This is a genomic window from Eubacterium ventriosum (assembly GCF_025150745.1).
GTDB lineage: Bacteria > Bacillota > Clostridia > Lachnospirales > Lachnospiraceae > Eubacterium_G > Eubacterium_G ventriosum.
The window spans coordinates 38,297-53,562 of the sequence record NZ_CP102282.1; the positions used below are offsets into that span (position 1 = coordinate 38,297).

The 15,266-nt window shown below is 34.8% G+C and carries 10 protein-coding genes; 1 reads left to right on the plus strand and 9 read right to left on the minus strand.

The features are described 5' to 3' along the window. Nucleotides 1-15: 15 nt before the first annotated feature. The 4 genes from NQ558_RS00185 to NQ558_RS00200 all read right to left on the minus strand — a co-directional run bounded on the left by NQ558_RS00185 (nt 16) and on the right by NQ558_RS00200 (nt 6,575). Complete coding sequence (locus NQ558_RS00185; RefSeq protein ID WP_005360018.1) at nt 16-3,627, minus strand: hypothetical protein; 3,612 nt, start codon at nt 3,625-3,627, stop codon at nt 16-18. A 129-nt stretch (nt 3,628-3,756) separates the two neighbouring features. Further along, nucleotides 3,757-4,617 (minus strand): DUF4007 family protein, encoded by an 861-nt coding sequence (locus NQ558_RS00190; protein ID WP_005360016.1) that lies wholly within the window; start codon nt 4,615-4,617, stop codon nt 3,757-3,759. A 42-nt stretch (nt 4,618-4,659) separates the two neighbouring features. After that, nucleotides 4,660-6,375 (minus strand): phosphoadenosine phosphosulfate reductase domain-containing protein, encoded by a 1,716-nt coding sequence (locus NQ558_RS00195; RefSeq protein ID WP_259907593.1) that lies wholly within the window; start codon nt 6,373-6,375, stop codon nt 4,660-4,662. 8 nt (nt 6,376-6,383) lie between these two features. Beyond that, nucleotides 6,384-6,575 (minus strand): helix-turn-helix domain-containing protein, encoded by a 192-nt coding sequence (locus NQ558_RS00200; protein ID WP_005360012.1) that lies wholly within the window; start codon nt 6,573-6,575, stop codon nt 6,384-6,386. 186 nt (nt 6,576-6,761) lie between these two features. On the opposite strand from NQ558_RS00200, the gene NQ558_RS00205 reads away from it, so the two are divergent. Beyond that, nucleotides 6,762-7,091, plus strand: coding sequence for a transcriptional regulator (locus tag NQ558_RS00205; protein WP_005360010.1), 330 nt, complete (start codon nt 6,762-6,764; stop codon nt 7,089-7,091). A 182-nt stretch (nt 7,092-7,273) separates the two neighbouring features. On the opposite strand, the gene NQ558_RS00210 is transcribed toward NQ558_RS00205, so the two are convergent. The 5 genes from NQ558_RS00210 to NQ558_RS00230 all read right to left on the minus strand — a co-directional run bounded on the left by NQ558_RS00210 (nt 7,274) and on the right by NQ558_RS00230 (nt 15,219). Continuing rightward, entirely contained in the window at nt 7,274-10,759 is a 3,486-nt protein-coding gene (locus tag NQ558_RS00210) for a glycoside hydrolase family 64 protein (RefSeq protein ID WP_259907594.1), read from the minus strand. 262 nt (nt 10,760-11,021) lie between these two features. Then, nucleotides 11,022-11,567, minus strand: a complete 546-nt coding sequence (locus NQ558_RS00215; protein ID WP_005360005.1) for a TIGR01440 family protein — start codon at nt 11,565-11,567, stop codon at nt 11,022-11,024. A gap of 122 nt (nt 11,568-11,689) precedes the next feature. Next, nucleotides 11,690-12,241 carry an ECF transporter S component gene (locus NQ558_RS00220; RefSeq protein WP_005360003.1) on the minus strand — a complete coding sequence of 184 codons (552 nt, stop codon included), beginning with the start codon at nt 12,239-12,241 and terminating at the stop codon, nt 11,690-11,692. Between the two features lie 176 nt (nt 12,242-12,417). Continuing rightward, nucleotides 12,418-13,911: a glycerol kinase GlpK gene (gene glpK / locus NQ558_RS00225; RefSeq protein WP_005359998.1), complete on the minus strand. Its 1,494-nt coding sequence runs from the start codon at nt 13,909-13,911 to the stop codon at nt 12,418-12,420. Nucleotides 13,912-14,412: 501 nt separating this feature from the next. Beyond that, nucleotides 14,413-15,219: a M23 family metallopeptidase gene (locus NQ558_RS00230; RefSeq protein WP_050750945.1), complete on the minus strand. Its 807-nt coding sequence runs from the start codon at nt 15,217-15,219 to the stop codon at nt 14,413-14,415. Nucleotides 15,220-15,266: the final 47 nt, after the last annotated feature.

Here is a 15,266-nt window from a genome sequence, read left to right on the forward strand (position 1 = left end):
TTTCAATCAATTCAATTATTTACTCAACAGTTCTTCCAGTGCCTTTACCAACACTGAAACTTTCTGATTAAGTTCCAATGTATCACCAAATTCTTCCAGTGCATCCTCTATTGCATTCTGAAGGAAATAACTTGTGCTGTCGTCACTGTCAGGTTCAAAGAATCTTTCGATTGTACTTTCCCCTGTTTTAATTGAAATCTTATTTTCTCCCTCTGTTGACTGTTCACTTTCCTTAATAGACTGAATAGTGTTTTTAACATAAGTTAACTCTTCGACAAATCTTTCATAAGAATCGTTTTTCCAATCATTGATATAAATTCCTGTAATAATTTTGCACAATCTTGAAACAATTTCATCCTCATCGTTAGTAGTCAGCTTTTCAATGTACGTCATAAAGCCTGTAATATTCTCAGCGTAAATATGTGACTTTGACTTTTCACTTTGTTTTGAATACCAGTTCTTTAAACATGCACTTAAACTTTCATCAGCCCTTGCTCCAAAAATGCTCTTAACCTGAACTGCTGTTTTCTTCTTTGCATTTACAAGATTGTTGTCCATATATTTTTTAATTTCTTCTATCTGTAAAGTAACATTTTCAAAAACTGCATCACCGCTATTGTCATGGCATATTGCCTTTGGTATTTTTTCAAAAAGAACTTCTCTTGGGTTAAGTTCTATGCCCTTAAATACTTTTCTAAAAGAGTACATTCTTTCGAAAGCATCTTCTTCCAAATAGCCCTGCTCATTTTCTTCAAAAAGCTGTTTTGTAAATGTTAAAGTATACTGGTCCAATGATCTGTACCATCTCTGCATACTTTCCACAATGTTGTTTAAGCGCTGCATTTTTGACTTCTGTTTTTTTCTTAACTCTTCGCTAAGGAAAAGTTCTTCTAAAACCTTTAGATATTTTTCTTTCTCAATACTTTCCTTTTCAATAAAAAGATAATAATCCTGTGGTTTTTCGTTAATATTGTTTAAAATACTGCTTGAAATCTCCACTTCCTTATTCTGAAGATAAATAATCGGCGTATCCTGCAGATTAATTATTTCCTTTGCAATAAAAATAGGAATTACTCCTTTTCTTGTGCCAAAATCCTTACCCAATAATTTGTTATAAAGGACCTGAAAAGAAACCTTCTTGCCTGCACATTGACCTATAAAAGCATCGATTTCTTCAATAATTCTTCTACAGCCTTCCTCCTCAGAACTGTCCCCTTTTAAAATTCCCGTATGCATAAGAGTAGCTCTAAAAATAGTTGCCTCCGAGCTTGTACCCTTTTCAAATCTATTAAGTTCTTCTTCGTTTAAAATGGCATCTATAATTAAATTTCGTGCCTTTTTAATCTGTGCTGATACGCTTTTTCTGTTAATTAATTCGTTGTTAATCTTTGGTGCATGTTCGTAGTAGCTTAAGCATATTTCACTTAAAAATCTATTAAAACTAATCTGGTTTTCAAAACACAACTCCGTCACACCATTTAATGTATTAAAATATTTGCATCTGTTATTTTCCGGCAAATATGACTTTTCAAGTTCTACATTTATTTCAAAAATCAAATCTTCCTTATATATTTCAAGTTCCTGTTGCAGAACTTTATTTTCTTCTAAAAAATCTTTATCCTTAAGCAATTTTTCCACAGCTTTTAATTTTCTAATGTTCTGCTGCTCTGAAAAGCCAAATATTTTTTCAGGATATATTACAACAAGTCTGTTATCATTTAGTTCCTTTAAATGTTCCTTAATCTGATTAACATCCCCATCTTTAAGCATAACAAGACATATAATCAGACCGTCTGCCTTATATGTTTCAAATAAATATTCTGACTTAGATGTATTTAGAAACTGCTCCGGTGTCATATATACGTACTTGAAATATCTTGTCATTGTATATTCCTGGTTGTATTTCTTTGGAAGTACATAATCAAGTTCTGACACTGTGGCAATTTCTTCCTGCCAGTTAAGGCTTAAAGGCTGCTTTTCAATCATGTTGTTCATCTGATTATCAAGATTTACGCCTACGTTATTTTTAAATGCATAAACCCCAAGCTTGCTTCTGTAGGTTACAATATTTTTGCTTTCAAGTTTTTCAAGGCTACTTACAAAATCAGCCATATTTAAACCTGTTGCCAATCTGATTTCCGTCTTTCTAACCGGAACTTCCTCATTTCTATTAATCATATGAAGAATAGCCATTGCCTTAATTATTTTTTCTTCATTTAATGATTCAGCCTTAGTTAAGGCATAGTCTGCCTTAAGCCATTCATTGTGTATGTTAGTAAGAGAAATACTGTCCCTAAACATATTTTGAAAATAGTCATAAACTACATCAACAGACAGTAATTCTTCGCTACCGTTTTCTACTATATTAATTAGACTTCCTTTTTCGTCATTAGCAAGAAAAGTAAAAATACTTCTCTCATTCTGTGCAACCTTTTCACTAATATTTAAAAGTGCATAGGCTGTAAGAGGTAGCATTGGAAAACACCCCTCCATTATGATTTTCTTATATTCTTTCTCTGTAAATAAGCCTGAAAAACAAGGAATCTTGTAAGATTCCCCGATTATTTCTTTATTATTCTGCTCCTGAAACCATGGTTTGCAGTCGCTTACTTTCTTCTTTATTACATGCTGAATAAGCTCATAATTATTCTGAGCTGAAACTACAAATCTAACTTCTTTTAATCTACCCTCAACACCTTTGAAAGCATTAACTATATCTGAAGACAATGCGTTGCCGTACTCTTTAATGCTTTTGTGCGCCACGAAAGTAATGTGAATCTGCTGTTTTTTGGAGTTATTGGCAAGCTCACATATATCCTGCAAAATCTTCATGTCATAAGCAAAAGTATCCTTTTCATGACCTTCAATATATTTACTGAACTCATCGAAAATTATATAAATTCCGCCATATCCATAACTTTCAAGTGCTCTGTTAATCTCCCCGTACAAAGTCATGGCATTATTAACTGTCATTGGCATAAATTCACTGCCGGCAGTAAGTTTAGGATGTATCTCTTTAAAAATATTGAGAGCCTCTTCCTTCATTTCCTTAAGTTCACCCATAAACTCTTCCACAGTTCTGCCATATTCCCTAACAATCTGCTTAAAGCTTTCATAAACCTGTTTAAAGTCTTTCTGCCATTTAGCTATAACTTCCAAAGCCTTGCCATAATCGCTTTCAGGTGCCACATTCATAAGATTATTTTTTCTTAATGACTCCATTAAAGCTATAATAAATTCTTTGTTTAAATCCTTCTCTGTTCCTGAAATAATAACCGGCAGAAAAGGCTTTACACTACTTTGTATAATCTTTATTTTTTCAGCAGTTTCCTTTGAAACTTTTTCTATTTTGTTAATTGTTTTTTTAGTTCTGTCACCTTTTCCATCATTAAGTAAAGCCAGCAAAACCAGTAAAAGGTGTGATTTTCCCTTTCCATAAGGTCCAATTAAAATATTTGCCTTGTCTCTGTCTGACAAAACATTATTAAGAAACCCATCCAACACTAAAATAGAAGAATGGGTTGGTATATAGCTATTTAGTTTAGATAAATTATCTATGTCCAACTGCAAATTTATTGAATTTTGAAATTTCTTGTCTATTTCTATAAAGTCTTTAAACTTATTCATTTATTCTCTGATATACCTGATTGCCAGATATACGCATCCTTTCTATCAGTGTTTAATGTTTTATTAGTCTTACAAATCGCTTTTCTTTATTGTTCCTGTAATAATTCGTTAGCCTTTTAAAAACTTCTTCTAGTGTTTTTTATAATAATTCGAAACAACTTCCTTAAGCTCGATTTTCTTTTTAAGATAAACCATATCAAGTCCTGCTGTTCTGTTAACAGTCAAATATCCCTGACCTTCTAAATGGTCCAAATATTCGTTTAAAGCCATTCTCTTTAGGTTCAAAATTCTTCCCGGTGACATTGGACTGTTAAGCAATTCATCTATTCCTATTGAGTCAACTTCTTTTTTTTCAAAAAACTTAATCAGGCTGTATAGCACTGCATCATCACATAACTTATCCTTGTCAGGCTGTGTTTTTATATAATTATTTCTGTCTTTTTTTAATAAACCCAATTGTGCAAATGGTGAAATCTTATTTTCCTCCGGATCATAATTCTGCTGCTTCTCTTTTACGTACATATTTAAAAGTACGGAAATATCATCTCGCAACGAACGCTCAGGTATGGCTTTTTTCTCTGCCAAAGGAGTAAGCTTTTCTAATAGAATGTTCATTAAATCTTCCTTTGAAAATTCGTCAATGTTAATTAAGTTAAAAAAAGCATACCAGCTTGTTGCAAGTTTCTCATTTCCTGCCAGATTAATATGGAATATCCATAATGAAAATATATCTTCTAAATACTTATCTTCCTTAAAAATAATCTGACCTATATCTGTAAGCTTTGCCCCCTCTTTAGGTGGTTCTTCCATAAACTTTCCGGCTTTAAGCCAATAGCGAATAGCCTTAGCCATATTGCTTCCCACTCCAAGAGCATCCGCCCCATAGTTTTCAGAGAAAACTTTTGGATTGGCATCTACCTTTGCAAGTCCTTTATTAAGCCACCCCTCACGAAGTGCAAATGTTTCATGTCCTTTAAGTTTAATCGCCATTTTCTTCTCCTATCTGCCTGCTTAAGTTTCATAAATAATTAACTAGTTTCTTTTTATTGCCAAAACCTTTCTCATATAACATCCTGCCGTGTAATGATTAACGCATTCTGCACATCTTACACATTTATTGTCCAGTATTCTATAATCAAGATTACCTTCTTTGTCCTCTTTTATAACTATGGCATTGTGCTTGCAAATACTTTCGCACGCCCTGCACGCCATACACATCTGATATTTTGTAATCTGACATTTAATCTTATCCTCTGCTGTTTTAAGATTCTTTGCCCCATCTATGTTGCTGTCAATTATTGTAACTTTTAAAGTTGTAGAGCCAATTCTGCCCTGCAATTTCAAAACAGGATTGCCGTTCCTTCTTGTTACATAAACTTCACCCAATCGCTTATTGCCCATATCGAAATTTAAATATCCAAAAGGCTTAAACAACTCATACAATTGGTCTGAAATTGGTCTTTGAAGTTCATAATTAAAAGCATTCTCTTCCAGCACACAAGGTTCAAATGATACTGCCGACTTCTTTGCATAATCTACGCCATTTCCCCCCTGTCTTGCTTTCCACTTGCCTTCGTCCACATACACTTCCGGATCAGGTTTTCCAATCTTTGTTGCAAAGTCAACCAAAAGCTGTCTGAATCTTTTGGACTGTTCAGGCATATGAATCTTAGACAAAAACTCTGACCAACCACTATTATTAGGACAACACCAGCAGCCAACTCTTGCATACCCTAATCTGTATGCATAATTAAAATCAATTTCTGTTGTAAGCATGTAAAGCCACACATCAAAATCCATCCAGTCAATAATCGGTGAAATAGTTATCTGCTTTGTAATTTTAGAGCCTTCTGTTTCACGCTCATACTTGTTTCTGCTTGCTGATTCGTTTCTTCTTATTCCATAGAAAGTTATAATTTTGTTCTTATTTCTAAACATAGTTTTAATCTTTCTCTGGATTGCACCTGTTTTAAAAATAGTACAGCACCATCTCATAACTCTGCTTGGTGGGCCAACCAAAGCACAAAGTTCCTCAAAATCTTTATCTTTGTTTCTTGATGAAACAACAGGAGTCTGTGGATGTTCTTTTTTAAATCGTTCTATGTATTTCATAGTCTCGGGGAATTCTAAAGTTGTGTCACCGAAAATATGAAGAATCTTCGGTTCACTTAAAGCTCTCATAACAAGATCAGATGTGACTGTAGAGTCCTTCCCCCCTGAAAAAGAAACAAACATATCTCTTGCAGTGTAGTCCTTTGTTGAATTCTTAATATAGCCCACTGCCTCTTTTACAATAAATTCATATCGGCTTCTGTTAGCCTTAATGAATCTGTCTTTAAATTCATTAAAATATCTATAATCAATATTTGAAACTTCACTCTCATATTTAATTCTTATTTCTTCCGAATTCTTATCCTTTAAATCCTTAACTGCAAAATCAACCTTATGACCATCAGCGATATATCTGTTACCTGAGCAGTTCCAAACAGACATTTTTTCGTAATATCCCGGCTCCTTATCTGTCATTATTTCTAATAACAACCTTTCCTCAGGAAAAACCGGTCTCATATCCGTTGTTATTCTTCTGCCGCTACTTCCACAACACTGACATTCCTTCTGATACAATGGCACCTTGCAGGTTTCGCACCAGTATATGTCTGATTTCGTCAGTTCAGTTCTCTGTCCACACACAGGACAGGTACTGCTTTTAGTTTTAATATTGTCATTTCTGCATATGTAATTTAGCACTTTATCACCTATCTCAAATCTTCCGGTTTTAAATGCAAATAAGAACATAATTCCAAAAATTCTGATGCCGTAAAAGTTACATTCTCGTCAGTTAACTTTTTCTCCCAAATTCCGGTATCCTTAGAAATCTGTGATGTAGATATTTCTTTTTCTTTTATGTATTTAATTAATGCTTTTGAAACGCTGTTATTATTTTTCATTTGTCACCGCCATTCCCGTATTACAAGAAAATAATATTATAATGTCTATTATATTCTCTGAATACAAGAAATGCAATGTGGATTTTTCCCGAATTGAAAGAATTCAAAAGGATTTTTCCTTTTTTCAAGGTGATTTGGTTGACGTTGATTTTTTCTTACTATATTATTTAAAAAGAGGTATTTAAAATGAAGAATAGAAAGATTGCAGAAGTATTAAAAGCTTACCGAAAAATGAATAATTTAAGTGTGAGGGACGTTACTGAATTACTGGAAGAAAAGTCACTTAAGGTAGCTGAAAAAACCGTTTACGGATGGGAAAGCAGTGCCACTCAGCCTGACGCTGACACACTACTTCTACTTTGTGATATTTATAATATTGATAACATTCTTGGCACTTTCGGATATACTGACGAAGAGCCAATTAATCTTACAAAACATGAACATCACTTAATAGAACAATATAGAAAGCACCCTGAAATACAGGATGCAGTAGATAAGCTGTTGGATATTAATTAATAGTTAGTAAGATGAAATTATTTACATTTCAAAGAATTAACAGGGCTTAATGCTAATTAGTTTGTTGAAAAACATTAATTAGCATTGAAGCTCTGTTCTTTTTTTGGGAGATTAAAACAAAAGAGAGCACACCAAAACTGATGTGCTCCCAATTAAAAAGGGTACTTTTTATAGCAATTTATTTACCATTTCAAATCAATTACAAGAGCATCTGCTTTGTTATACTGAAGCAATGTACTCTGATCATTTACATCATCATAACAGAATCCGTAAGCTTTTCCTAAAACTGAATGTTCATGGAAGAAACCTGCATAGAAGTTTGCAACACTATTCTTGTAATACTGACTTGGTGTGTACCATTTGTCAGGTTCTGTTGCAACACCTCTGTTAAATGCTGCACAAAGCTGTGCTTCAATAGCTTTTTCAACACCATTTCCTCTGTCAAATGCACCCTTGCCTTCTAACACTTCCTGTGTATTTGGCTTATCAACATAATAAACTGTGCTGTCACCTTCTCTTGTAAATCGCATCTGATTTCCAACTACTCTACCAACGAAGCTTCCTGATTCTGAGCTGAATCTTAAATCTTCATTGGCATATTTGTTCCAGAATTCATTAATATAATTATCAAAATAATTTCCATTATCCTGTCCAACATTAAATGTACTCTTACATGGTGCAATAATTCTATCATCTCTTACAAGTGACTTATATTCATTTGGAACTTCATTCTTGAAAGCTGTAAAGATTTCATCTCTTGTTCCAATATCACCTACTACATTATCGTATCCACCATATAACGAACCACCTATTAAACGTGTAACCATTGGGAAACAGAAATAATCAACACGTGTTGTATTTCCCCAATAATTTTTTCCTTCAATTGTAAATTCAGCAAACTCAAATAATGTGTTAGCATTCACGTCTCCAGGATTGTTAAGATCCGGTCCGGCATAACCTGTTGAACCGTTAAACTTAACATATACAGGTTTTCCATAACTTAAATACATTCTTCCTGAACGGATTGTCGGTGCATATACATGATCTGATTCTGCAAGTGTATGATAAATATTTGCATATTTTGTTCCGTTTACTTCAACTGTGTTAAGACTCTCTGATGCAGGAATCATATTTCCATCTTTATCCATATAACAAAGCTGATTATTTTCATTATTTCCTAAAATGCACCAGTAAATTTCACTGTCACTATATTTTCCATTAGTCTTATTGTTAAGTTCAATTGCAATTCTGTCATCTCTTAAAGGAACATTTTTCTTAAGCTGTGGCTTAAGTTCTTCAGGACATGTTTCAGGTTCTGTTTCCTTTTCACCTGTTCCTGTAATTGCAACCTGTACCTCAAGCTTTTCAGATTCTCTTGTTCCAACTACTGTTGTAATTGCTATTGTATGTGTTCCTTCTGTATAAACAGGAAGCTTTAATGACTGTGCTGAAATTCCTGTACGTCTTCTTTCTCCATCGACATAAACATTGTAACAATCAATTGTTCCACGTCCCCAAACAATATTAACATATCCTACACTTGCCTGACTTACATCCAAACCAAATGGCTTTTCAATTGAGCTGTCTGTTGTGAAAGCAATTGTTGTTGTTTCCTTTGGTATTGTTGTAGGTTTTACAGTAGTAGGTGCTACTGTTGGTACTTCCGGTGCCTTTGTTGTTGCTGGCTGTCCGCTTTCTGCATATGTATATTTAATTGATGTTATGCTAGAAATCTTATTGTTCTTAACTGAAGCAACGCCAATTGTGTATTCTCCTGAACCCTTTGTAAATACTGCCTTATCTAAATTAACTGAAGAAGCACTAACATTTGTTGCATACACGCCATCAACATATACATTATATGAATCTACATCTGATACCGCCCCCCATGCAAAATAATATGGTAAGTCAGTATTTCCTGCATATACAAGTCCAGCAGGTGCCTGTATACTTTCATCTACATCCTGTCCCGGTGCTGTTGGTGCCACTGTTACATCTGTAGGCTTTGCTGTTGAAGGTTCCGGTGCCTTTGTTGTTGCTGGCTGTCCGCTTTCTGCATATGTATATTTAATTGATGTTATGCTAGAAATCTTATTGTTCTTAACTGAAGCAACGCCAATTGTGTATTCTCCTGAACCCTTTGTAAATACTGCCTTATCTAAATTAACTGAAGAAGCGCCAACATTTGTTGCATACACGCCATCAACATATACATTATATGAATCTACATCTACAACCGGTGCCCATGCAAAATAATAAGGTAAATCAGCATTTCCTGCCCATACAAGTCCAACCGGTGCCTGTATACTTTCATCTATATCCTGTCCTGGTGCTGTTGGTGCCACTGTTACATCTGTAGGCTTTGCTGTTGAAGGTTCCGGTGCCTTTGTTGTTGCTGGCTGTCCGCTTCCTGCATATGTATATTTAATTGATGTTATTGCTGATGTTTTATTTCCTTTTACTGCTGCAATTCCAATTGCATATTCGCCTGAACCCTTTGTGAATACAGATTCATTTAAATTAACTGAGCCATCAACTACGTTAGCTACTAAAGTTCCATCAACATATACATTATATGAGTCTATACCATCTGCCTTAGCCCATGCAAAATAATATGGTAAATCTGTATTTCCTGCCCATACAAGTCCTTCAGGGGCTTTTATGCTTTCATCTACATCCTGACCCGGTACTGATGGTGTTGTTACAGAAGCTACCGTTGTTGTTACAGATACATTTGTTGTTGCTTGTGCTCCATTTCCATCATATGTATACTTAACTGATGTTATTGCTGATATCTTGTCTCCTTTTACTGTTGCAATTCCAACTGTGTATTCTACAGCTCCCTTTGTAAACATTGAGGCATCCAAGTCTGCAACATTTTCTGTAACTTTTGTTACATACACTCCATCTATATAAACATTATATCCGTCAGCTCCATCAACTGCTGCCCATGCGAAATGATATGGCAATCCCTCTCCCGGTGCATGAATAAGTCCTACCGGTGCCTGAATGCTTTCATCAACATTACCGTTAGCTGTTGTAGGTGCTACTGTTGTAGGTTTCTCTGTTGGTTTTAATGTTGGTGCTACTGTTGTAGGTGCTACTGTTGGTTTTAATGTTGGTGCTACTGTTGTAGGTGCTACTGTTGTAGGTGCTACTGTTGGTTTTAATGTTGGTGCTACTGTTGGCTTAACTGTAGTACTGTCATTTTTCTTAGTCGTTTCTGTTTTAGTTGTCTTCACTTCAGCTTTAGTAGTTACTATCTGTGAAGGTTCACTCTTTGTAGTTACCTGATTTATAACACTATTATTGTTATCGGAAGGTTTTGTAACTTTAATACTATTATTTCTTTTAACAACAACTTTGCATTTATATTTCTTCTTTCCAACCTTTGCAGTTATTGTAGTCTTTCCCGGTTTCTTTGCCTTAACCTTTCCTTTTTTAGAAACTGTTGCTACTTTTTTCTTTGAAGACTTCCAAACTACCTTTACTCCGGCAGGTTTATTCTTCACCTTTAACTTCTTTGTTTTTCCTACCTGCAAAACTATCTTCTTTGAGCTTAGTCTTGTTGTAGTCCTTGCATTAACATTTGTTAAATTCATAGGCATCATTGTTACTATTAATGCCAATGTTAAAACAATTGTCAAAATTCGCTTCATTTTGTTCATAAATCTCCTCCTAAAAATGTTTTCATTCCCTTCCGCTTTTAAAAATAATTATTGCGGTTAATAAATACGTTTTTATCCTAACATATTTAGTTATTTTGCACAATATTTTTTTTGAAATAAAAACACTTTTATCATTTTCATCAAAAATAATGTTTCAATCTATATTTTAGCCAAAAAAACCAACCCCCGATCACATGACTTGTAATCAGGGGTTTTATTGTTTTTAAAACTGTTTTTATTATCTTTTTATAATTTTATTTTTCTATTCAATGCTTTCGTCATATACAGCTCTGCAACCTCCTATAAACTTAGGTCTTGTTCTTGCTGCAAGTACGTTTGCCTCGCCGATTTTGTTATTTTCAAGTCTTACCGGAACTGCAACTTTCTTAATGTGCATTCCAATAAGAGTTCCGCCAATGTCAATTCCACCGTCTGCCTTAATTTCTTCCACAGCAACAGGATCTTTAAATGTCTTATATGCTGTTGTTCCAAATGAACCACCTGCCTTAGGCTGTGGTACAACGTTAACTATTTCTGAAAACGGAACTGCTGCACGTTCAACTATTATTGCTCTGTTAAGATGTTCACAACACTGAGCTGCAAGATATATCTTTCTGCTTTCAAGGACTTCATATATTCCTGAGAAAACTGCCTTAGCCACTTCAAGGTTAGAATTGCTTCCAATCTTATCTCCACATATTTCACTTGAAGAACAACCAACTACAAGAATATTGCCTTCCTTTAATCCTGCTTTATCGCAAATTTCTTCTGTTGTTTTTTTTGCCTGTTCTTTTAATTCTTCGTACATTTGAATCGCTCCTTTCAAACAACATAATGCAAAAGAGAGCTGTATGATATTTGTAGCCTGCTCTTTTTACCGCCTACAATTTTATCACACAACTCTTTCCTTTTACATATTATTTTATATTTTTATACAAATTTTTTAACTAATTTTGTAACCTTTGCTTCTTCTAATGCGAAAATAGCAATAAATCCTAATACCAAGCATGTAACACCCTGGATGCTGTTGCTTCCAATTGAAGGCACTGCTCCAAGTCCATATCCTAATAAAGTACTTTCATATAAGAAATATCCTAAAACCATAATAACTTCTGCAACTACACCACTTACAATATAAGCTACTACATTCATTCCCTTACTGTCCTTAGTGTTTGCTTTCTTAATTGCTACAAATACTAAATATGCAACTAAAGCCATTAAAAACTTAATTACAAATGTTCCCGGTACATAACTTCCGTAACCACTGATAAAATCTGAAAGGGCTGAACCGATACCTGCTGCAAGGGCACCATAAGCGCCACCAATCATCCAAGCTGAAAGTAATACAATAGTATCACCAATATTTACATAACCGTTTGTTCCTACTGTAGGTACTTTAATAATCATTGTTGCTACACATGCTAACGCTGCAAATAAAGCTGTAATAACAATCTTGCCTACGTTCTGTTTAGTTGAATCCATAATTCTCCTCCTGATATTAACACCTATCTTTTATCATAAGTGTATTATTACTTAATCTAAGTTGCATTATCTCAATCTGACACTGTAACTCATTAAAGTATAGTATATCAGTATGTGGTATCATTTATATATCCAATTTACGTAATAAACACAATACCAGATTCATAGGATATTATTTACTCCTCATCTGCATAAACAAGGGCACATTTTACAGCTCTGTGCCATCCCCTGATATATTTCTGCACCTTTTCAGAATCCATTTTGTTTTCAAACCTTCTCTCTATTGTTGAATTTTTTATAATGTCTTTTTTGTCTTTCCAATAACCTGTTGCAAGACCTGCCAAATATGCTGCCCCAAGCCCTGTAGTTTCAATTACTGATGGTCGCACAACCTGTTTTTCAGTAATATCTGCCTGAAACTGCATTAAAAGATTATTGGCACTTGCTCCACCGTCTACCCTAATAGATTTAATTTCCATGCCTGCATCCTGCTCCATTGCCTTTAACACATCATATGTCTGATATGCTAGAGATTCAAGTGTGGCTCTTACAAAATGCTCTCTTGCAGTTCCTCTTGTTATGCCAACTACCATGCCTCTGGCATTCTGCTTCCAATAAGGTGCTCCCATTCCTGTAAAAGCCGGCACAACATATACTCCATTAGTATCACTAACCTTTTCTGCAATCTCTTCACTTTCCGGTGCACTGTTAACTAACTTCATCTGATCTCTAAGCCACTGTATTGCCGCTCCTGCCACAAAAACACTGCCTTCCAATGCATATTCAACCTTGCCTGTGCCTGCTGCAATAGTAGTAATCAAACCATTGTCTGATATAACCGGCTTATTTCCTATATTCATTAAAAGAAAACAACCTGTTCCATATGTATTCTTTACATCACCTTTTTCAAAACAACACTGACCAAATAATGCCGCCTGCTGGTCTCCTGCAACACCACTTATAGGTATTCGTTCTCCTAACAGTTCCGGCATAGTATATCCAAAAATTCCACTTGAAGGATTTACCTTAGGCAACATAGACTTGGGAATATCTAGTATATCCAATAATTCCTGATCCCACTCCAAATCAAATATGTTATAAATCATAGTTCTTCCCGCATTAGTGTAATCCGTAGCGTGTATGCTTCCACCGCTTAACTTCCACATAAGCCATGAGTCAATTGTTCCAAAAAGCAATTGACCATTTTCTGCCTTATTTCTTGCTCCCGGCACATTATCAAGAATCCATTTAATCTTTGTTCCTGAAAAATAAGCATCAGGAACCAATCCAGTCTTATTTCTAATAAAATCCCTAAGACCGTCCTTAACAAGTCCGTCTACAATATCAGAAGTTCTTCTACACTGCCAAACAATGGCATTATAAATAGGTTTTCCCGTATTCTTGTCCCATATAACCGTTGTTTCTCGCTGATTAGTAATGCCAATGGCTTCAATATCCTTGCCTGTAATTCCTGCCTGTCTCATAACATCTTCCATTGTAAGAAGCTGTGTCATCCAAATCTCCTCAGGATTATGTTCAACCCAGCCTGGCTTTGGAAAAATCTGCTCAAACTCCTTATTTGCCTGACAAACAATATTTCCCTTCTTATCAAATAAAATAGTTCTGGAACTGGTAGTTCCCTGATCTAATGCCATAATATACTTACCCATAGTTTCTTCCTCCGTACATAACTAAATACTATCTTTAGCCTTCATTCTAACCTTTATCTTATAATATAGTTTGTATATTTTCAATGGCACTGTTTTAAATTCCACGCAGAAATTTTTATAAGCAAACAATAGGCAGAGATTCGAAATTTTGCGAGCATAGTGTAAGTGCAAAAGTAACTGTTTGAGCCATAGGCGAGTTTTACTTTTGCACTTACAATAGACGGCAGAGCAAAATAAGAAATCTCAACGTGTTTGCTGTAAAAATTTCTGCGTGGAATTATAACATATGATTGAAAATATCAAAAAAAGTGCTACCACGTATTTTTCAGGTACATGATAGCACAATCTATTATAAACAACAGGTACGGATTTTAGAAAATCATTAGAATAATTGTTTATGATTTTCCTTTTTTAACCCTGTTGCCTGCTGTCACAAAAGTGAGCAGCTTTTAATATTTTCTTTTGTATACCTTATTGTATGCACTTATTCCGGTTTTGTGATTAGTCCTCGTAATCAATATAATTTAAAGGATCTTTTGTTTTTCCATTTCTTTCTACTGAGAAGTAAATATTATCCCCTTCCTTGGAGTAATATTTAGTTGGCTGGTTAACATAGGCGATAGTCTGGCCTGCTTCAACGAAGCTTCCTTCTTTTACTTCAGGATTTATGGTCTGCCCGTAGTTTACGATATAATCATTTCCCACTGCCTGACTGATAACAACGCCAAGTTCGTCATCTTGTGTTATTTTTGTAATAACACCATCTGCCGCTGCCTTTATTGCAGTGCCTTTGCTACTTTGGATTACAATTCCGGGATTGGTTTTGTATTCATCTAATGTTGCGTAATATACTGTATTTTTCACATCATATGGCATAATAATGCTACCCTCAACAGGCCAGATAAGTTTGCTGTTCTTGTTAAACTTTAATGTTTTAATCTGGGCTGCTGCCTCTGATGAAAGTCCATACAAGTAATCTTTTTTGCTTACATTAGACTGAGTGTTTTCTTCCACTACGTTATTTACGGCTTTTTCCTTAGTTGTTTCTTCTGTTAAATAACCTCCCGGTTCAACTTCTCTGTCTTTCGGTGTTTCAGATTCCATTGCTGTTTCTTTTTGTGTTTCTTTTTCCACAACATTTCCCGCTGCTTCAATATTTTTATCTGCCGCTGTTGTTTCAGTTATGTTTGCTTTTCCTAATTTTACAATGTTTTCGTCGCTTTTTTGCCCAAGAAAATAAGTTCCCGTGGCTACGCCTACTAATGCAACAAAGCAAACTGCAACTGCTGCTATAAATTTCTTATCCATTCTCATCACCTCAATAACAGTATGTACCATTAATTGAAGATTTATAC

Excerpts from the sequence above, each read along its gene's own strand:
- NQ558_RS00185 (WP_005360018.1), bottom strand. The coding sequence starts at position 3,627 with ATGAATAAGTTTAAAGACTTTATAGAAATAGACAAGAAATTTCAAAAT.
- NQ558_RS00190 (WP_005360016.1), bottom strand. The coding sequence starts at position 4,617 with ATGGCGATTAAACTTAAAGGACATGAAACATTTGCACTTCGTGAGGGG.
- NQ558_RS00200 (WP_005360012.1), bottom strand. The coding sequence starts at position 6,575 with ATGAAAAATAATAACAGCGTTTCAAAAGCATTAATTAAATACATAAAA.
- NQ558_RS00205 (WP_005360010.1), top strand. The coding sequence starts at position 6,762 with ATGAAGAATAGAAAGATTGCAGAAGTATTAAAAGCTTACCGAAAAATG.
- NQ558_RS00210 (WP_259907594.1), bottom strand. The coding sequence starts at position 10,759 with ATGAACAAAATGAAGCGAATTTTGACAATTGTTTTAACATTGGCATTA.
- NQ558_RS00215 (WP_005360005.1), bottom strand. The coding sequence starts at position 11,567 with ATGTACGAAGAATTAAAAGAACAGGCAAAAAAAACAACAGAAGAAATT.
- NQ558_RS00220 (WP_005360003.1), bottom strand. The coding sequence starts at position 12,241 with ATGGATTCAACTAAACAGAACGTAGGCAAGATTGTTATTACAGCTTTA.
- glpK (WP_005359998.1), bottom strand. The coding sequence starts at position 13,911 with ATGGGTAAGTATATTATGGCATTAGATCAGGGAACTACCAGTTCCAGA.
- NQ558_RS00230 (WP_050750945.1), bottom strand. The coding sequence starts at position 15,219 with ATGGATAAGAAATTTATAGCAGCAGTTGCAGTTTGCTTTGTTGCATTA.